The sequence below is a fragment of the Halomonas sp. MES3-P3E genome, from assembly GCF_002836035.1.
In the GTDB taxonomy this organism is placed as follows: domain Bacteria; phylum Pseudomonadota; class Gammaproteobacteria; order Pseudomonadales; family Halomonadaceae; genus Vreelandella; species Vreelandella arctica.
In genome coordinates this window covers 1-17,896 of record NZ_PJBT01000193.1, presented here as the reverse complement: position 1 = coordinate 17,896, position 17,896 = coordinate 1, and the positions used below count along the sequence as shown (strand labels likewise).

Annotated in this window: 14 protein-coding genes and 1 pseudogene; 8 read left to right on the top strand and 7 right to left on the bottom strand. The window is 57.6% G+C overall.

The features are described from left to right. Positions 1 to 53 precede the first annotated feature (53 nt). Positions 54 to 1,130 carry a TRAP transporter substrate-binding protein gene (locus CXF87_RS20775; RefSeq protein WP_101148057.1) on the bottom strand — a complete coding sequence of 359 codons (1,077 nt, stop codon included), beginning with the start codon at positions 1,128 to 1,130 and terminating at the stop codon, positions 54 to 56. 300 nt (positions 1,131 to 1,430) lie between these two features. Here CXF87_RS20775 and CXF87_RS20770 point away from each other — a divergent pair, with 300 nt between their 5' ends. The 4 genes from CXF87_RS20770 (at position 1,431) to CXF87_RS20755 (ending at position 6,020) form a co-directional block, all read left to right on the top strand. Next, positions 1,431 to 3,233 (top strand): IlvD/Edd family dehydratase, encoded by a 1,803-nt coding sequence (locus tag CXF87_RS20770; protein WP_101148056.1) that lies wholly within the window; start codon positions 1,431 to 1,433, stop codon positions 3,231 to 3,233. A gap of 32 nt (positions 3,234 to 3,265) precedes the next feature. Continuing rightward, complete coding sequence (locus tag CXF87_RS20765; protein ID WP_101148055.1) at positions 3,266 to 4,210, top strand: DMT family transporter; 945 nt, start codon at positions 3,266 to 3,268, stop codon at positions 4,208 to 4,210. A gap of 31 nt (positions 4,211 to 4,241) precedes the next feature. Further along, positions 4,242 to 5,012, top strand: coding sequence for a FadR/GntR family transcriptional regulator (locus CXF87_RS20760; protein ID WP_008959424.1), 771 nt, complete (start codon positions 4,242 to 4,244; stop codon positions 5,010 to 5,012). Positions 5,013 to 5,090: 78 nt separating this feature from the next. Further along, positions 5,091 to 6,020, top strand: coding sequence for a Gfo/Idh/MocA family protein (locus CXF87_RS20755; RefSeq protein ID WP_101148054.1), 930 nt, complete (start codon positions 5,091 to 5,093; stop codon positions 6,018 to 6,020). 19 nt (positions 6,021 to 6,039) lie between these two features. Here the strand turns inward: CXF87_RS20755 and CXF87_RS20750 are convergent, their stop codons facing one another. The 5 genes from CXF87_RS20750 to CXF87_RS20730 all read right to left on the bottom strand — a co-directional run bounded on the left by CXF87_RS20750 (position 6,040) and on the right by CXF87_RS20730 (position 11,683). After that, a complete protein-coding gene (locus CXF87_RS20750) occupies positions 6,040 to 7,614 on the bottom strand; it encodes an aldehyde dehydrogenase (NADP(+)) (RefSeq protein ID WP_101148053.1) in 1,575 nt (524 codons plus the stop codon). 30 nt (positions 7,615 to 7,644) lie between these two features. Further along, positions 7,645 to 8,631 carry an AraD1 family protein gene (gene araD1 / locus CXF87_RS20745; RefSeq protein WP_101148052.1) on the bottom strand — a complete coding sequence of 329 codons (987 nt, stop codon included), beginning with the start codon at positions 8,629 to 8,631 and terminating at the stop codon, positions 7,645 to 7,647. A 34-nt stretch (positions 8,632 to 8,665) separates the two neighbouring features. After that, a complete protein-coding gene (locus tag CXF87_RS20740) occupies positions 8,666 to 9,967 on the bottom strand; it encodes a TRAP transporter large permease (RefSeq protein ID WP_008959428.1) in 1,302 nt (433 codons plus the stop codon). Beyond that, complete coding sequence (locus CXF87_RS20735; protein ID WP_101148051.1) at positions 9,967 to 10,578, bottom strand: TRAP transporter small permease subunit; 612 nt, start codon at positions 10,576 to 10,578, stop codon at positions 9,967 to 9,969. Before CXF87_RS20735 ends, CXF87_RS20740 begins: the two co-directional genes overlap by 1 nt. 85 nt (positions 10,579 to 10,663) lie before the next feature. Further along, entirely contained in the window at positions 10,664 to 11,683 is a 1,020-nt protein-coding gene (locus CXF87_RS20730; RefSeq protein ID WP_101148050.1) for a TRAP transporter substrate-binding protein, read from the bottom strand. Between the two features lie 226 nt (positions 11,684 to 11,909). Between CXF87_RS20730 and CXF87_RS20725 the strand changes: the two genes are divergently transcribed. Beyond that, positions 11,910 to 13,655 carry an IlvD/Edd family dehydratase gene (locus CXF87_RS20725; RefSeq protein WP_101148049.1) on the top strand — a complete coding sequence of 582 codons (1,746 nt, stop codon included), beginning with the start codon at positions 11,910 to 11,912 and terminating at the stop codon, positions 13,653 to 13,655. Here CXF87_RS20725 and CXF87_RS20720 read toward each other — a convergent pair. Beyond that, positions 13,652 to 14,875 (bottom strand): ROK family transcriptional regulator, encoded by a 1,224-nt coding sequence (locus tag CXF87_RS20720; RefSeq protein WP_101148180.1) that lies wholly within the window; start codon positions 14,873 to 14,875, stop codon positions 13,652 to 13,654. The two genes, CXF87_RS20725 and CXF87_RS20720, sit on opposite strands and share 4 nt — an antisense overlap. A gap of 163 nt (positions 14,876 to 15,038) precedes the next feature. On the opposite strand from CXF87_RS20720, the gene CXF87_RS20715 reads away from it, so the two are divergent. The 3 genes and pseudogenes from CXF87_RS20715 to CXF87_RS20705 form a co-directional block, all read left to right on the top strand. Beyond that, positions 15,039 to 16,550, top strand: coding sequence for a sugar ABC transporter ATP-binding protein (locus tag CXF87_RS20715; RefSeq protein ID WP_101148048.1), 1,512 nt, complete (start codon positions 15,039 to 15,041; stop codon positions 16,548 to 16,550). Further along, positions 16,543 to 17,568 (top strand): ABC transporter permease, encoded by a 1,026-nt coding sequence (locus CXF87_RS20710; RefSeq protein WP_232774983.1) that lies wholly within the window; start codon positions 16,543 to 16,545, stop codon positions 17,566 to 17,568. Before CXF87_RS20715 ends, CXF87_RS20710 begins: the two co-directional genes overlap by 8 nt. Before the next feature lie 75 nt (positions 17,569 to 17,643). Beyond that, positions 17,644 to 17,896 (top strand): annotated as a pseudogene (locus tag CXF87_RS20705) (ABC transporter substrate-binding protein); the annotation flags it as partial.

Genomic DNA, 17,896 nt, shown 5'->3' with positions numbered 1-17,896 from the left:
ATAAGCCATATAAATAGTCCTGCCGCCTTTTTTATTCGGCGGCAGGGATGGCATTACTCGGTCATTGTCGATTCAGCAATCTCTTGGAATTCAGCTACGAGATCTTCGCCAATGCGCGGTGCCCACTCTTCGTAAACAGGCTGCACGGCTTCCTGGAAAGCGGCAATCTGCTCGTCATTAAGACGGGTGATTTGCATGCCACGTTCTTCAAGCTGCTCGCGCGCCCAGTCGTCGTACTCGCTGGAAAGTTGGATTTCGTAATCGGCAGCCTGCAGCGCGGCTTCCTGAACAAGTTCCTGATATTCAGGGTCGAGTTCGTCCCAAGTACGCTGAGAGATCATTTTGATGAAGGGCGTATAGACGTGGCGGGTTTCGGAGCCATAATCCTGCACTTCATGGAAATTGGACGTCAGAATGGTGCTCCAGGGGTTTTCCTGACCATCCACTACGCCCTGCTCCATGGCAGAGAACAGTTCACCAAATGCCATGGGGGTGGGGTTGGCGCCCAGCGCTTCCCAAATAGCTAAGTGCACCGGGTTTTCCATGGTGCGAATCGACAAGCCGCGAACATCTAGACCCGCCACATCTTCTGGGGAAGTGACTTCCCGGGCGCTATTGGAGAGCTGGCGGAAGCCATTTTCAGAGAACGCTAGTGCTTTCAAGCCGGTGCCATCGAAAGCGTCAAGCATCTCCTGGGCAGCATCGCTGCGCATGGCCTTAACGGCCGCTTCACGGGTGGGCAGCAAGAACGGTAAGTCGAAAACCGCCAGTTCTTCAACATAGCCCGTGGCGGGAGAAGAAGAAGGATAGGTCATATCCAGCGTGCCGGTCTGCAGCATTTCCATCATCTGCACGTCATCGCCAAGCTGGCTATTAGGGAAAATATTAACGGTAATGCGCCCTTCACTGCGCTCGTCAAGAATATCCGCAAAATATTGGCTAGAGAGGTATTGTGGCGAGCTTTCGGCCAACCCAAGCCCCATGCGTAACGTGACGCTACCGTGGTCACCTACGGTGTCGCCCTCAATCTCCGGCGGGTCGGATAGATCGGGTGTTTGCGCGTAAACCATGCCTGAGCTGAGCAGCGTAGCGCCGGTCACTAACAGAGTGCGCTTCCAAAGATGATGCATAATCGTCATTCTCCTGGCGTGCTGTAGGTCGCTTTACTAAGGGAGTCTTCTAAGCAAGCTACAGCGTGGTGGCTGTTGTTGTTGTCTGGTAGCGGCGCTGGCTTTAACGCGTCAGCACCGCGACCCTTAGGTGAATGTGTAACGTTTTTCGCATATGTTCAACATATACTTTTGTATGTATCGACGCCGCAATAAAGAAAGCGTACCTTCGTGGCAATCTTTCTTTCGTTCTTATAGCAGTTTTTAAAACTGTTCTTATAAACGTTCTTACAACCTTTACTTTAGGCGTGGAGTGTCCCCATGGCCAATTTTCAACGCATAACGCCTGAGCAGCTGCGTTCACGCTACTGGTTTGATAACCCTGATCACCCCGGTACCACGGCGCTGTGCATTGAGCGCTATCTCAATTACGGCATCACGCTGGATGAGTTGACCAGCGGTAAACCGATTATCGGTATTTGCCAGTCAGGCTCGGATTTAACCCCGTGTAACCGCCACCATATTGATTTGGTCAAGCGGGTGAAAGACGGTATCCGCGCCGCAGGCGGCGTGCCGTTTGAATTTCCCATGCACCCGATTCATGAGAACGTGCGCCGACCCACTGCGGCGTTAGATCGTAATCTTGCCTATTTGGGCATTGTGGAAGTGCTCCACGGCTACCCGCTAGACGGCGTGGTATTAACCACCGGCTGCGATAAAACCACGCCAGCGGCCCTGATGGCCGCAGCAACGGTGAATATTCCCGCGATAGTGCTTTCCGGTGGGCCGATGCTAAACGGCTGGCGCGGCGCCGAGCGGGTGGGTTCGGGCACGATTATCTGGGAGCTACGTAAGCGCCTGGCAGCGGGCGATATCGACTACGCGGAGTTCCTTTCCCGCGCCAGCGATTCGGCACCCTCGATTGGCCACTGCAATACCATGGGCACCGCTTCCACCATGAACTCCATGGCGGAAGTGCTGGGAATGAGCTTGCCCGGTTCTGCAGTGATTCCCGCGCCTTATAAAGAGCGCGCCATGGTCGCCTACGACACCGGCACGCGGATTGTCGATATGGTCTGGGAAGATCTGCGCCCGCTGGATATCCTGACCCGCGAAGCGTTTGAGAACGCGATTGTGGCGTGTTCCGCGCTGGGCGGCTCTTCAAACGCACCGGTGCACATCAATGCAATTGCCCGCCATACGGGTATCGAGCTGGATAATGACGACTGGCAGCGTCTGGGCCATGAAATCCCGCTGCTGGCCAACGTTATGCCTGCTGGCGCTTTCCTATGCGAAGAGTTCTATCGCGCTGGCGGCGTTCCTGCGATTCTCCACGAGTTACAAACGGCGGGTAAGCTGCACAGTGATGCGCTGACGGTGAATGGCCGCTCGATAGGCGATAACCTACAGGGTCGCGAAACCCAGGATATCGACGTGATTTGCCGTTATAACGATCCACTGGTGAATCATGCAGGCTTCCTCAATCTCAAGGGCAATCTGTTCGACTCCGCATTGATGAAAACCAGCGTGATCTCCCGGGATTTCCGCGAGCGCTTCCTGAATGATCCCAACGACCCGGAAGCCTTTGAAGGCAAGGTCGTGGTATTTGACGGCTCGGAGGATTACCACGCCCGCATTGATGACCCGGCGCTGAACATTGATGCTCGTACCATTCTGGTGATGCGCGGCGCAGGCCCGGTTGGCCACCCCGGCGGTGCCGAGGTCGTCAACATGCAGCCGCCAGAGGCGCTGATCAAACAGGGCATCGAATCGCTGCCGTGCCTGGGCGATGGCCGCCAGTCAGGCACCTCTGGCTCGCCGTCGATCCTTAATGCCTCCCCGGAAGCCGCTACCGGCGGCGGCCTGGCGCTGCTGGAAAGCGGTGATCGGCTGCGGGTCGATCTCAAACGTGGTGAGGTACAGCTTTTGATTGAAGCCAGTGAGCTGGAGGCACGTCGCGAGCGCTTAGCTCAGCAGGGTGGCTATCGCTACCCCGGTCATCAGACGCCTTGGCAGGAAATTCAGCGCAGCATGGTCGAACCGCTGGACCGCGGCATGACGCTAGCGCCTGCCACCAAGTATCGCGATGTCGCTCGCCAGCATCCGCCGCGGGATAACCATTAAAGGGGCAAATCAGTTAAGGGATTAATATTCAGATGAGCCGTTTTAGTACCTTGTCGCATCGCCAGCAGGGGCTGCTGTTGACCGGCGGCGGCGCGATAATCATGGCGCCGGATGCCTTGCTGATCAAGGTAGCTGACCTGCCCGACGCGGAAATACTGATGTGGCGCGGTTTCCTCTCCGGGCTGGGTTTTCTGCTGATTGCCTTGGCGCGCTATGGCCGAGGCACGCTGGCCGCCTACCGTCGCTGTGGCTGGACCGGCATCGCCGTGGCGCTGCTATTCAGCCTGACCACCTGTGGCTTCGTGCTGGGCAACCAGTACACCAAGGCAGGCAACGTGCTGATGATACTGGCTAGTTCGCCGATTATCGCCGCTGTTCTCTCCTGGATTATCCTCAAAGAGCGGTTGCCCAGGCGTACTTGGCTGGCAATTTGTCTCTGCATGGTGGGTATAGCGATGATCGCGCTGGATGATGCGGGTGCCGGCTCGTGGGTGGGGAACGCTTTCGCCTTGATGGCAGCAACCACCCTGGCGATTAATTTCACTCTCTGCCGCACGCGGCCGGGGGTGGATATGAGCCCGATGCTAGTGTTTAACGGCCTGATTGTCGGCAGCACGGCGGGACTGTTTTGGCTGGCGGGGAGTGAACCGAGCCTGCCAGCCACCAACCAACTCGCCGTGGTGATCCTGCTGTGTCTGATTATCGTGCCCTGCGGGGTGACGCTACTACAGCGCGGGCCGCTCTATCTACCCTCTGCGGAAGTTGGCCTACTGCTCTTGCTTGAAGTGGTGATGGGGACGCTATTAGCTTGGTGGATTATAGGTGAACAACCCGCGCCGATCGCCATAGTCGGCGGCCTTCTGGTACTGGGCACACTGAGTGCGAAGGGCCTCTATGAAAGGCGCCTTGAGCTACGCATGCGCGCCGGATTTGAACCTGCCTCACCGATAACAGTAGACCGGTCAAGTACGTTATGATGGGCAGGAATCGAAATAGGGTCTTAACGTAGTGACGTCATCTCTCAGCAAGCCAGCCGCTCGCCCCAGTATCGCCGAATACCTCGCCGAGGAGATCTTTGGCGGGCGCTATCATCCCGGCGACCTTGTGCCGCGTGAAATGGATCTATGTGAACGCTTTGCGATCAATCGCTCGGCGGTGCGCAGCGACCTTCGTCAGTTGGTGGAGGCGGGCATTATCGAGCGTATCTCTGGGCACGGCTCCAAAGTACGCGAGTACTCAGAGTGGCATATTCTTGACGCTCAGGTGACCGACTGGCTGACCCGCTACGCCGCCCCCAATCCGGAAATACAGCGCGAAATCCTCGCCTTTCGTTTGGATGTAGAACCCTATGTGGCGATGACCGCCGCCAAGCGCGCTAAAGCGCGTGATCTGGTGGCCATCGAAGAAGCCTTTGAAGGGCTGGGGCAGAACCTGCGCAATGCCACCTGCGAAGAGGAGCGGCGGCTGCATAGCGAGTGTGATGTTGCCTTCCATGAGGCGATCTTCAAAGCGACCCACAATATTGTCTGGGCGCAGTTATCGCATATCCTGCGGCCCTCTATCTTTATGCTGGTGTCCATGTCCAACGAGAATGCCGTTGACCCCGATGAAAGCCTGGAGCGTCATCGTCAGCTGATGGAGAGCATTCGCCTGCGCCGCCCCCGCGAAGCATTTTTAGCGGCTCAAGCGGTATTGGCGGGCACCGCCGCTGCGTTGGGCTTAGAGCATAGCGCCAGCTCACTGGGCCGCAGTGTCGAGTTGCCTCATAACACGCATTGACCCTGACCCCTCTCAGCCACTTTCAGTTAAGCGATTCTTCCATTAAAACGATTTTTCCCTTAAAACAAAGGCAAGCGTATGTCTGACTTCACCCTTGGCCTGGTGGGCGTGGGCAAGATTGTTCGCGACCAACACCTACCGGCAATCGCCGCTACTCCAAACTGCCACCTTGTTGCCACGGCAGACCCCCACGCCTCACTGCCGGATTTACCCGCTTATCAAGGCCTGGAGGCGATGCTTGACGCACATCCTGACATCACCGCCGTCGCCATTTGTACGCCAACGCATTTGCGCTATTCACAGGCGCGAGCAGCGTTGATGCGTGGTAAACACGTGCTGCTGGAAAAACCGCCAGGGGCGACGTTAAGCGAAGTAGAGGACTTAATTGCCTGCGCTAAGCAACAAGGCGTCAGCCTGTTCGCGGCTTGGCACTCGCGCTTTGCGCCCGGCGTAGCGCACGCACAGCAGTGGTTAGCCGACCGTCAGGTGCAGCGGGTTGAGATCGAGTGGAAGGAGGATGTGCGGGTGTGGCATCCGGGTCAGGCATGGATCTGGCAGCCTGGTGGCATGGGCGTGTTTGATCCCGGTATTAACGCGCTGTCGATTGCGACCGAAATCCTACCTCAACCGTTTTTTCTGCAACAAGCGCGGCTGCTAGTGCCGAGCAATGCGCAAACGCCGATTGCGGCGGAGCTCTCCTTTACAGACCCTGAAGGCGCAGCCATTGCGGCAGCCTTTGACTTTCGTCAGAGCGGTCCGCCCACCTGGGATATGCATGTCGAGAGTAGTGATGGCAGTCGCTTGAGTCTTACCCAAGGCGGCTGCTGCTTGATGATTGACGGCGAACTCGTGGTGGAAGCCGAAGAGCGCGAGTATCAAGGCCTCTACGCACGTTTTGCTGAGCTAGTCGCAAACAGGCGCAGCGAGGTGGATGTTGCCCCGCTGCGCCAAGTCGCCGATGCGTTTCTATACGGTCATCGAGAAACCACCGACGCCTTCATTGAGTAACGTCTTGAGTGACGCTGGTTTATTCACGCTTACCATCGACCAAGCGTGATACGCCAGCCGGGTTACCATCACGAATCGCCTCAGGCAGTAGGCCTTCCGGCAGCGCCTGGTAGCACACCGGGCGCAGGAAGCGGAAGATCGCCGCGCTGCCCACCGAGGTGGTGCGTGAATCCGACGTCGCCGGATAAGGGCCGCCGTGTACCATGGCGTGGCATACTTCTACGCCCGTCGGCCAGCCATTGGCCAGAATGCGTCCCGCTTTGCGCTCTAGCGTCGGCAGCAGTTGCTTGGCAGTCGCCAAGTCACCGTCATCCATCTGCAGCGTAATGGTGAGCTGGCCTTCCAACTGAGCCGCCACACGGGCTACTTCCTGAGCATCGGCACAGGCGATGACCAGCGATGTGGAACCGAACACTTCTTCTTGTAACTCGGGGTCACTCAGGAACGCCTCCGCCTGGGTAACGAATAGGCCCGCTTGGCAGGGGTGAGCTGTCTCACCTGCCTGGCCACGCGCCACTTCGGTTACTTTAGCATGGCTTGCGAGGCGACCTACGCCCTGCTGATAGGCGTCATGAATGCCCGGCGTCAGCATGGTTTGGCCTGCACTACCCTTAACAGCTTCACCTGCCGCCGCAACAAAGGCATCCAGCTCAGGGCCTTCCACCGCAATGACCAGCCCAGGGTTGGTGCAGAACTGCCCAGCGCCCATGTTGAGCGAGCCGACAAACCCTTCGGCAATCGCTTTACCGCGCGCCTTGAGCGCTTCCGGCAGCAGAAACACCGGGTTGATCGAGCTCATTTCAGCGTAGACCGGGATCGGCTGCGGCCGCGCTTGGGCCGTGGCCATCAATGCCGTGCCACCGCTGCGTGAACCGGTAAAGCCAACGGCTTGAATGCGCGGGTCAGCAACCAGTGCCTGACCGATCTCTTTGCCAGAACCAAACAGCAGTGAGAAGACGCCCTCAGGCAGTTTGCACGCGGCCACGGCGCGCTGAATGGCGCGGCCTACCAGCTCGGAAGTGCCGGGGTGGGCAGAGTGACCTTTGACCACGACCGGGCAGCCAGCCGCCAGCGCAGAGGCGGTATCGCCACCGGCCACACTGAAGGCGAGCGGGAAGTTGCTGGCGCCAAACACCGCCACCGGGCCTAGCCCAATATGGCGCTGACGCAGGTCGGCGCGCGGTAGAGGCTCACGATCGGGCATGGCCGGATCGATACGCACATCCAACCACTCTCCGGCGCGGACTACCGAGGCGAACAGGCGAAGCTGGCCACAGGTGCGGCCACGTTCGCCTTCTATGCGCGGGCGGGGCAGGCCGGTTTCGGCCATGGCGCGCTCAACCAGCTCATCACCGATTCCTTCAATTTCAGCGGCAATCGTCTCAAGAAACGTTGCCCGCGCCTCTAGGCCGGTTTCGCGATAGCTATCAAATGCTGCTTCGGCTAACGCACAGGCCTGTTCGACTTCGGCTTTGCTGCCGCCAGGGTAGGGGGGGCTAAGCTTTTCACCGGTGGCGGGATTAACGGCTTGAATGTCAGCCTGTTGGCCGCTAATGGCCTGCTGACCAATTAGTAGTTTGCCTTCCAAATTCATATAACCTCCTGCTGGTGCTAAAAAATAGTGTCAAAGCGATTGAACGGTAACCGCCGGTGCGTCTGCCTCCACCTGAAGCGGATTGCGCAGAGCCCGGCCAAATTCGTTGATACAGATCTCAAAGCGGTCGCCTTCGCGCACTTTGATGTTGTCAGCAAAGCTTAGCGTAGCAGTGCCGAAAAAATGTACGTGGATATCGCCAGGGCGCCGGAAACCTGGGTACTTAAAGTGATGGTATTCAAGGTTGGCCAGACTGTGGGCCATATTGGCTTCGCCGGTCAAAAAAGGCTTTTCCCATACGGTCTCGCCGTTACGTTGAATCGAGCTGGAGCCTTCTAAATGGGCTGGCAGCTCGCCAATCAATAGCTCGGGCCCAAAGCTGCAGGCGCGTAGCTTGGAGTGAGCCAGCCATAAATAATTAAAGCGCTCGGTGACATGGTCAGAAAACTCGTTGCCCAGCGCGTACCCGACTCTCCAGGGTAGACCGTCCTTGCCAATAACGTAAAGGCCTGCCAGTTCGGGTTCCTCGCCTGCATCCTGAGCGAACGCTGGCGACGGGATCGCTGCTTCCGGCGCTACCACACACTGGCCATCACCCTTGTAGAACCACTCAGGTTGCGCGCCGATCTCGCCCGCGTTGGGTTTGCCGCCTTCCACCCCCAGCTTAAACATGCGCATGGAGTCGGTTAGATCTTCTTCCGCAGCTTGGGCTTTAGCATGCATCGCCGAGCGGGTGTCGGCACTGCCTAGGTGGGTGAGGCCGGTGCCGGTCACCAGGCAGTGGGCCGGATCGGAATGGGTCAATGGTGGCAGCAGATGCTTATCGTCTACTAACGCTTGGTAATCCAAACGCGTGTCGGTCAGCGCGGCGGTCACAGAGTCACTAAGTGACTGACCAGCGTTAATGGCGCGGTTGGCGAGCGTATAGGTGTCGCAGTCGAGCAGCCTAACTTGCTGTTCACTCTCTACCAGCGCGGCGCGAACTTGGCCTTGGTAGTCACACTGAATCAGTCGCATAGTGATCTCCTTATGAAACCTATTGTAGTCGTTATCAAAGCGGCCAGATGGCGAGTTGCGGCCACATCAATAGCGCCGCGAGTACACACAGCTGAATAGCCATAAAGGGCAGTACGGATAGGTAAATATCCTTCAGGCTGATATCCGGGGGTGCCACGCTTTTAAGGTAGAAAGCGGCGGGCCCGAAGGGCGGTGACAAGAACGACACCTGCATATTGACGGCGAACAGAATGCCGAACCAGATCGGGTCGAAACCGAGCTGAATAACAATGGGCAGAAAGATTGGCAGTGCCAGCATGGCAATCCCAATCCAATCGAGGAATAGCCCCAGCACCAACATAATCGCCATCATTACCAGGATAATCACAATCGGCGCTACATCAAGCCCCAGAATCAAGCTTGAGACAAAGCGGTTGCCCCCCATCAGGTTGTAGACGCCCACCAGAGCGGCGGCGCCGATGCCGATCCAGATGATCATGCCGCAGGTATTCATGGTTTGGCCCAAGCTGTGGTGCAGCATGCCTGGGGTGAATTCGCCGCGAATGATGGTGGCAAGCAGTACGCCAAAGACGCCCATGGCCGCTGCTTCAGTGACCGAGGCGACCCCACCATAGATAGTGCCTAACACCAAAAAGGCAATCAGCCCAGGCAGCAAAATGGCTTTCGCCGCGTCCAGCTTGGTGGCGAAGGGGTTATCTTGAGCATTTTTATCTAACGGCGGCCCTAGGGCTGGATTTTTTAGGCAGCGCACCAGGACATAGGCAATATAAGACCCCATCAGAATCACCGCTGGCGTCACGGCCGCGGCGAACAGGTCGGCAATCGATACGCTGGCGATCAGGCCGTAGATAATTAGTACGATTGAGGGCGGCATCATGGTGCCCAGGGCGCCACCGGCACACACTACCCCGATGGAGAGATGCTTGTCATAGCCGAGACGCAGCATTTGCGGCAACGCCAAAATACCTAGCAGTACGATTTCACCGCCGATAATGCCCGAGAGGGCAGCCAGGAAAAACGCCACGACGATGGTTTGCACAGCAACGCCGCCCGGCAAGCGGCCAGCGAAAACGCGCATGGCATTGAACAGATCTTTGGCGATGCCAGAGCGATCCAGTAGCGATGCCATCAACACGAACATAGGCACCGCCACCAGCGAGTACTCGGTGATAAACCCATAGACGCGGCTGGTAACCAGCGGCAGCGCCGCTTCACCGAACCAGCCGAAGGTGAACGCCATCGCCACCAAACCGGTGATAAACGCCAGCGGCAGGCCAGTGACCAGCAGCGCGAAAATGGCTCCGACCATGAGGATCGTTGCAGTTGAAATATCCATTAGCGAGGCTCCTCACTTGCAGCGCTAGGCTTAGCTCGGATCGATTGCCACAAATGCAGTGAGGCTTGAAGGGTCATTAATGCCAGAGCAAATAGAATCATGCCCTTCACCATGGCTGGAAAGGGCGGATTCCAAGAGGTGCCGGAGCGCTCCAGCGACCATTCGCCAAGCGGGTTATGGGAAGCGCCCCAAAACATATGAAAAGCGGCGTAGCTCATTGACAGGCAGAAAATCAGGGTGAGTAGGTCGTTGAAGCGGTCCATCCAGCATTTTAAGCGTGGCCCGGCGCTGTCGTAGAGCACTTTGACGCGGATATGGCTGTTGCGCGCCATGGCCGCTGGTCCGCCCAGCACAAAGATGACGGCGATGAGAAACACGACGGTTTCGTGCACCCACGAGGTCGGGTTGTTAAAGCCGTAACGCATAAAGACTTCGACGACGCTGATACCCATTGCCACCAGCACCAACCAGGAAACAGCTTGGCCACCACGGGCGATCAATCGGTCAAGCGCATTACGCTCGGGAGAGATCTCCTCTACCGTTTCGAGAATCTCGGGAAGATCATGTGTGGGAGGAGAGCGATATTGATTGTCAGGCGTTTTTTGAGACATGGCGCGACTCTACGCGCATCGCTCGGGATGTTTCCCGAGCGATGCGTTGGTTAGGTTAGTGAGGCAGAAAATTGAGAACAGGGCGTTAGAGCAGATTGCGCGAGCGCAAAAAGGCGGTCGCCGAGTCATAGACTTTCTGGGTCATCTCATTTTCACCCGCCCACTCTTTCCACTCCTGCTCAGCCGCGGTGCGGAATTTCTTACGCTCTTCTTCGGGCAAGTTGAAGGGATGAACGTCTGGGTCATCCTGAAGCCGCTGTAAGGTCTCAATATCCTGCTCTTTGAGGCGCGCAATCAGGTCATACGCCATGCCATCAAAGGCGGTATTTAACGTCGTTTGTAGCTCCTCGGGCAGGCCATCCCAGATATCCTTGTTGATCGAGACAGCGATCATTGGCATGGAGTGAAAGCCAGGGTAAAGCGGGTAAGGGGCGAAGGCGTGCAGGCCCATGGCGTCGTTGTTGGAGAGCACCGTGGAGTCAGCAGCGTCGATCACACCTTTTTCCAGACCGGTATATACCTCAGAGCCCGGCAGATTGACGGGCGTGGCGCCAATGCGCTCGAAGATGTTGTACACCATGCCTTGGGGGGCGCGGATCTTAAGCCCTTCAAAATCGGCGATGGATTCGATAGGTACCGTGGAGGGTACTGACTCCAGCGGAAAGGTCGCTGCGCTGATCAAATGCGCGCCATAAGGTTCGACTAGTTCGTTGTACAGCTCTTCGCCGCCGCCGTACTTCATGTACTCCAAGAAGTCGTAGGGATTCTGCCAGGCGCCAACAAGGTTACCGAGCATGCCGAACGCGGGATCCTGGCCAGAGAAGTAACTGGGGTCGGTCATATGACCCTGCAGGATACCGGCACTGACCGCCGAGAGCGTTTCGGTGGGGCCAACCACGGCGTTAATCGGCATTACCTCAATCTCAACACGGCCATCGGTCATTGCTGTGATCTTATTAGCCCATTCCTGTTTGATCTTAAAGCTGGGCTCGCCCGAGGTTTCTGACGCCTGAAACTTCCACTCGTACTCGGCCGCCTGAGCCGTTGAAAGGCCTAGCAGCAGCGCTGAGCCAGTGAGTAGCAAACTGTATTTCGATGTGAGCATGGCACTATTCCTCAAGATTCTTGTTGTGGAGAAAGTGGTGGTGAACAGGGTCAGCGACCCATATGGAGAGGGTAATGTTGAACATTAAGAGCAATTGTTCAACATATACTTTTGTATGGTCGACTATCTCTTGAAGGTGGTTTAGTGTCGTGCAAATTCAAAACAGCCATCGACATATACCACTAGGCCGTCAGCTGTCACCGAACTAAAACAAGGAGTTAACTTCATGGGCCAACGTCAACGTCCGCTGCGCAGTGCTGAATGGTTTGGCACGGCTGATAAGAACGGATTTATGTACCGCAGTTGGATGAAAAACCAGGGCATTCCCGACCATGAGTTTCAGGGCAAACCGATCATCGGTATCTGCAACACCTGGTCGGAGCTCACTCCTTGCAATGCGCACTTTCGTAAGTTGGCGGAGCACGTGAAGCAGGGCGTGCTGGAGGCGGGGGGCTACCCGGTGGAGTTCCCGGTGTTCTCCAACGGCGAATCCAACCTGCGCCCCACCGCGATGTTTACCCGCAACCTGGCCAGCATGGACGTGGAGGAAGCGATTCGCGGCAACCCCATCGATGCGGTGGTGCTGCTGGTGGGCTGCGACAAAACTACCCCGGCGCTGCTGATGGGCGCGGCGAGCTGCGATATCCCCACCATCGTGGTCACCGGCGGGCCGATGCTTAACGGCAAGCACAAGGGCAAGGACATTGGCTCCGGCACCGTGGTCTGGAAGCTCTCCGAACAGGTCAAGGCAGGCGAAATATCGCTGCACGACTTTATGGCCGCGGAAGCCGGCATGTCCCGTTCGGCGGGCACCTGTAACACCATGGGCACTGCCTCCACCATGGCCTGCATGGCTGAATCGCTGGGCACCTCGCTGCCCCATAATGCGGCGATTCCGGCCGTCGACTCCCGCCGCTATGTGCTGGCGCACCTCTCGGGTAACCGGATTGTCGAGATGGTCAACGAAGACCTGCGGCTCTCCAAAATCCTCACCAAGGAAGCCTTCGACAACGCCATTCGCACCAATGCGGCGATTGGCGGCTCCACCAACGCGGTGATTCACCTCAAGGCGATTGCCGGGCGGATCGGTGTGGATCTAACCCTGGACGACTGGAGTCGAGTGGGTCGCGGCACCCCCACTGTGGTCGATTTGCAACCCTCAGGGCGGTTCTTGATGGAGGAGTTCTACTACGCCGGTGGGTTGCCTGCGGTGCTCAAGCGCCTGGGCGAGGCCGACCGGCTGCCCTTCAAGGACGCGCTCACCGTCAACGGTAAAACCCTGTGGGAAAACGTTCAGGACGCCCCGCTGTATAACGACGAAGTGATCCGCAAGCTGGATAATCCGCTCACCGCGGACGGCGGCATCTGCGTGGTGCGCGGTAATCTCGCCCCCAATGGCGCGGTGCTCAAGCCCTCGGCGGCAACAGCCGAGCTGATGCAGCACCGCGGTCGTGCGGTGGTGTTTGAGGACTTCGACGACTACAAGGCGCGCATCAACGACCCAGACCTGGACGTGGAAGCCAATGACATTCTGGTCATGAAACACTGCGGCCCACGGGGTTATCACGGCATGGCCGAGGTGGGCAACATGGGCCTGCCGCCCAAGATCCTCGCCCAGGGCATTACCGATATGGTGCGTATTTCGGATGCCCGCATGAGCGGCACCGCCTACGGCACCGTGGTCCTGCACGTGGCACCCGAAGCCGCCGCCGGTGGCCCGCTAGCCGCGGTACGTAACGGTGATTGGATCGAGCTCGACTGCGAAAGCGGGCGACTGCATCTAGAGGTCAGTGACGAAGAACTGGCCTCGCGCCTGGCCGAGAGCGACCCCACCGCCGCCTCAACGCTGATCGCCAGCCAGGGTGGCTACCGCCAGCTCTATATCGAGCGGGTGCTCCAGGCCGACGAAGGCTGCGACTTTGACTTCCTGGTGGGCTGCCGAGGGTCTGACGTGCCGCGTCATTCGCACTAACTGACGAAGCTGGCCTGACTCTCCGACAGCGTTTCGCCATCGGTAGCGTGTAGCGCCATGGCGATGCCGCCCATGCAGGTCATGTCGCGATCCCAGGCGCAGCTTTCGATGCGGGTGGTGCCTCTCAGTTCGGCCACCAGGGCTTCATCAATGGCGTGATGCATGGTGGCCTGCATGGCGTCAAAACCGCGCACGCCGGAGCCGGTAATCAGCACCAGATCGGGGTTAAACAGCGCCAGGACATTGGCGATGCCATAGCCCAACGCGCGACCCGCCTCAGCATAGATGCGCTGAGCCAAGAGGTCGCCTTGCAGCGCTAGTTGGGTTAGCGCCTGCATCTGCTGCTCGGAGGGGTGAGCGCTATCGCCAGCGGGGAGGTTTAAATGGTCGGCGGCGCGGTAGAGCGCATAGTCGCTGGCATAAGCTTCAATGCATCCCCGTTTTCCGCAGGCGCACAGGGCGCCATCCGGGTGATATTTGCTATGGCCAAACTCCGCCGCTGAACCATTGGCGCCAAGGTAAGGCACGCCGTTAATCAATACTGACATACCAATGCCGTAGCCCAGCATAATGACCACCAAGTTGGGGCAATTCGTATAGTCAGGCTTTGCCGCCAGCACACTGGCAATGCAGTTGGCATCGTTTTCCAGCAGTACGCTGCAGTGAAAACGATCGGCTAATTGTGCCGATATCGGTGCGTTGCGAAAGCTTAACGCGGGTGACCAGATAATCGACCCGCTTTGCGAAGATACAACCCCCTGCACGGCCAAGCAGATCCCCGCCAAGCGTTGAAACCCGTTTAGCTGTTGCGCGCAAACAGCGCTGATCTTCTCTTTCAGCAGCGTTTCCAGGTCGTCGGCGCTCAGTGTCAGGGTGGGCACCGCGTGGTGCTCGCTATGGCGTACCTGGCCTGAGAAATCGCCCACCACCAACTGAATCTCATTGATCGATAGCTTGATGCACACCACGCAGGCCGCTTGCGGGTTGAGCTCAACCAGCGTCTTGGGACGCCCACGCCCGGAGGGGCGGGGTGCTGCTGGCGGCCGTTCCTTGATCAGGCCCTGCTGAAGCAGCTCGGCGCTGATGGAGGTCACCGTGGCTGAGCTGATGCCATTCAGCGCACCCAGGTCAACACGTGCCACCGGTCCTTGGTCTCGCAGGGTACGGATAACCGCTAGCGTGTTGTCATAGCGGCTGGTATCAGTCGACGTAAGCGCCATAAAAATGCCGTTATTGTTTGAGGTGAAAAATCGCAAAATGCGACCTAAGTTGCATATGCGTTTATTTATTTTAGCACCTAAAGTAAATAAAGCATCGCACGGCATATAAATAATAGTGGTAAGCCTTAAACGCATAATAACAACAGTAACGACAGGTGGCTCCATGCTCTTATCAGCGCGCAAACTCTGCCGCTCGTTTGGCGAAAACCAGGTCTTATTCGACGTTGATCTCGACCTTCAGGCGGGTGAAGTGCATGCCCTGTTGGGTGAGAACGGCGCGGGAAAATCGACGCTGGTCAAAATTCTGGCCGGCTACCTTAGCGCGACATCTGGCGACGTGTTGGTGGACGGCCACCAACGGCATTACCGCTCCAGCGGTGAGGCGGAAGCCGACGGTGTGGTGATGATTCACCAGGAACTGGCACTAGCGGAACAGCTCAGCGTGGAGGAGAACATCTTCCTGGGCCGCGAACTGCGTCGGGGGCTGTTTCTAGACCGACGCGCTATGCGGGAACGTAGCCGGGCGGCGCTGGCGGAGCTTGAAACGCATGTCGATCCACGCGCCCGCGTGAAAGACCTCAGCACCTCAGACCAGCAGATGGTGGAAATCGCCAAGGCGATCACCCGCGATGTGCGCGTGCTGATAATGGACGAACCTACCGCCACCTTGACTGAAAACGAAGTAAAGGTGCTGTTTGCACTGATCGACCGCCTGCGCCAGCGGGGAGTGGCCATTTTGTATATCTCCCACAAGTTGCGTGAAATCGAGCAAATTGCTGACCGTGTAACAGTCCTGCGCGACGGCCACTTGGTGGACAGCGGCCCCATGGCCGGGCGCAGCAAAGAGGAGTTGGCGCGGTTGATGGTGGGGCGTGAGATCACTGAAATGTATCCGCCGCGTACCCACCTTCCTGACGATGCGCCGTTGGTATTGGAAGTGCGCGATATGGTAGTGCCCGGCGCCGTTAAGCACGCCAGCTTTACCCTGCGTCGGGGTGAGGTGTTGGGGTTCGGCGGCATTGTAGGGGCGGGGCGCACCGCGTTGATTGAAGCGGTGCTGGGTTTGCGCCGCAAAAGCGCTGGGCAGGTGCTGCGCAACGGCCAGCCGGTAGTCATGCGCCACCTGCGTGATGCGGTGCATCAGCGCATCGCCTATCTCACCGAGGATCGTAAAGGCAAAGGTCTAGTGCTCAATATGGATCTGCGCTCCAACGTTACTCTGCTCAACCTGCGCGCTCACTGCCACCCGCTGATCGATCGCCGCCGTGAAGAGCAAGCCTTTCAACAGGCGATTGAGCGCTTCGATATCCGGCTGCGCACGGCTGCACGCACCGCCGCTGAACTCTCCGGCGGCAACCAGCAAAAGCTGCTGCTCGCCAAGGTAATGTCCATCGACCCTGAAATCGTGATTATCAATGAACCGACCCGGGGCATCGATGTGGGCACCAAGCACCAGATTTATCACTTTATCCGTGAGCTAACGGATTCAGGCTGCTCGGTGATTTTGATCTCGTCCGAGATGGGCGAGCTTATCGGCCTTTCCCATCGTGTGGCGGTGATGTGTGCCGGCGTGCTCACTGGCGTACTTGAAGGCGAACAAATTAATGAACAAGAAATTATGCAGTACGCATCCGGTATTAAAGGAGTAGGGGTCGATGAGCAGCGTCATGGCTAATAACAAAACGACTAATAAAGCAGCGAATAAAATGATTACTCAAAAAGGCTTCGCGATTGACCTGAAAACCTGGGGGCCGTTTGTGGCGCTGGTGGCTTTAGGACTGCTGGGGGTGCTGATTAATCCGGCGTTTCTGGGGCTGGATAACCTTTCGAACATGCTTACCCGCAGTGCTTTTATCGGCATTATCGCCATCGGCGCCACCTTCGTGATTACCGCCGGTGGGTTGGATCTTTCGGTGGGGGCCATGGCGGCCTTTATTGCCGGGGTGATGATTATTTTAATGAATAGCCTCATTGAGCAGTTCGGTGCTGGGTGGACCACCATACTGCTGGGTATTGGCGCTTCGTTGTTGTTGGGGATTTGCGCCGGCTTTATCAACGGCATTGTGACGACGAAAGGCAAGATCGAAGCGTTTATTGTCACCCTTGGCACCATGGGGATTTACCGTTCGCTGGTGACCTACCTTTCTGATGGCGGAACGCTGACGCTGGACTGGGCAGTACGGGATATCTACCGCCCGGTGTACTACGGCAGCTTTTTGGGCATCACCATACCTGTGTGGGTATTTTTGGCAGTGGCCGTCATCGGCTACATCTTGCTCAACTATACGCGCTTTGGTCGCTACTGCTTTGCCATCGGCTCTAATGAAAAGGTCGCCGAATACAGTGCCATTCATGTGGATCGCGTGAAAACCCTGACCTACATGCTGCAAGGCGTGTGTGTGGCGCTAGCAACGATTATTTATGTGCCGCGTTTGGGTTCTGCCTCGGGTGCCACCGGGGTGCTCTGGGAGTTAGAGGCGATTGCCGCGGTGATTATTGGCGGCACCATGTTGAAGGGTGGGCATGGGCGCATCTGGGGCACGGTGGTGGGCGCCATCATGCTCACCATGATTGGCAATATTCTCAATTTGACCGACGCCATTTCCAACTATCTCAACGGCACGGTGCAGGGGATCATCATCATTGTGGCGGTTTATCTGCAGCGTGCATCGTGGAGGAAAACAGGACCATAAACTCACTCGCTAACAGCGCAACATCAACGACAAGCAGCGAAACATAACAAGTACAAACACGAAAGGAGCATCACCATGCGAACCATCAAGACAACAGTGAAGGCCTGCGTCACTACCGCTGCACTCGCGTCAGCGATAGGGCTCTCCGGCACCGCGGTTGCCCAGGAGTACACTATCGGTGTCTCCATTCCCGCTGCCACCCATGGTTGGACGGGGGGCGTCAATTACCACGCCGAAGAGGCTAAAAAGCGCCTTGAGGCGCTCTATCCCGACATTGAGATCACTATCTCCACGGCGGGCACTGCTGGCGAACAGGCCAATGACCTAG

Coding starts and splice junctions, on each gene's coding strand:
- CXF87_RS20725 (WP_101148049.1), top strand. CDS start 11,910: ATGGGCCAACGTCAACGTCCGCTGCGCAGTGCTGAATGGTTTGGCACG.
- CXF87_RS20720 (WP_101148180.1), bottom strand. CDS start 14,875: ATGGCGCTTACGTCGACTGATACCAGCCGCTATGACAACACGCTAGCG.
- CXF87_RS20715 (WP_101148048.1), top strand. CDS start 15,039: ATGCTCTTATCAGCGCGCAAACTCTGCCGCTCGTTTGGCGAAAACCAG.
- CXF87_RS20735 (WP_101148051.1), bottom strand. CDS start 10,578: ATGTCTCAAAAAACGCCTGACAATCAATATCGCTCTCCTCCCACACAT.
- CXF87_RS20770 (WP_101148056.1), top strand. CDS start 1,431: ATGGCCAATTTTCAACGCATAACGCCTGAGCAGCTGCGTTCACGCTAC.
- CXF87_RS20710 (WP_232774983.1), top strand. CDS start 16,543: ATGGCTAATAACAAAACGACTAATAAAGCAGCGAATAAAATGATTACT.
- CXF87_RS20755 (WP_101148054.1), top strand. CDS start 5,091: ATGTCTGACTTCACCCTTGGCCTGGTGGGCGTGGGCAAGATTGTTCGC.
- CXF87_RS20750 (WP_101148053.1), bottom strand. CDS start 7,614: ATGAATTTGGAAGGCAAACTACTAATTGGTCAGCAGGCCATTAGCGGC.
- araD1 (WP_101148052.1), bottom strand. CDS start 8,631: ATGCGACTGATTCAGTGTGACTACCAAGGCCAAGTTCGCGCCGCGCTG.
- CXF87_RS20775 (WP_101148057.1), bottom strand. CDS start 1,130: ATGCATCATCTTTGGAAGCGCACTCTGTTAGTGACCGGCGCTACGCTG.
- CXF87_RS20740 (WP_008959428.1), bottom strand. CDS start 9,967: ATGGATATTTCAACTGCAACGATCCTCATGGTCGGAGCCATTTTCGCG.
- CXF87_RS20765 (WP_101148055.1), top strand. CDS start 3,266: ATGAGCCGTTTTAGTACCTTGTCGCATCGCCAGCAGGGGCTGCTGTTG.
- CXF87_RS20730 (WP_101148050.1), bottom strand. CDS start 11,683: ATGCTCACATCGAAATACAGTTTGCTACTCACTGGCTCAGCGCTGCTG.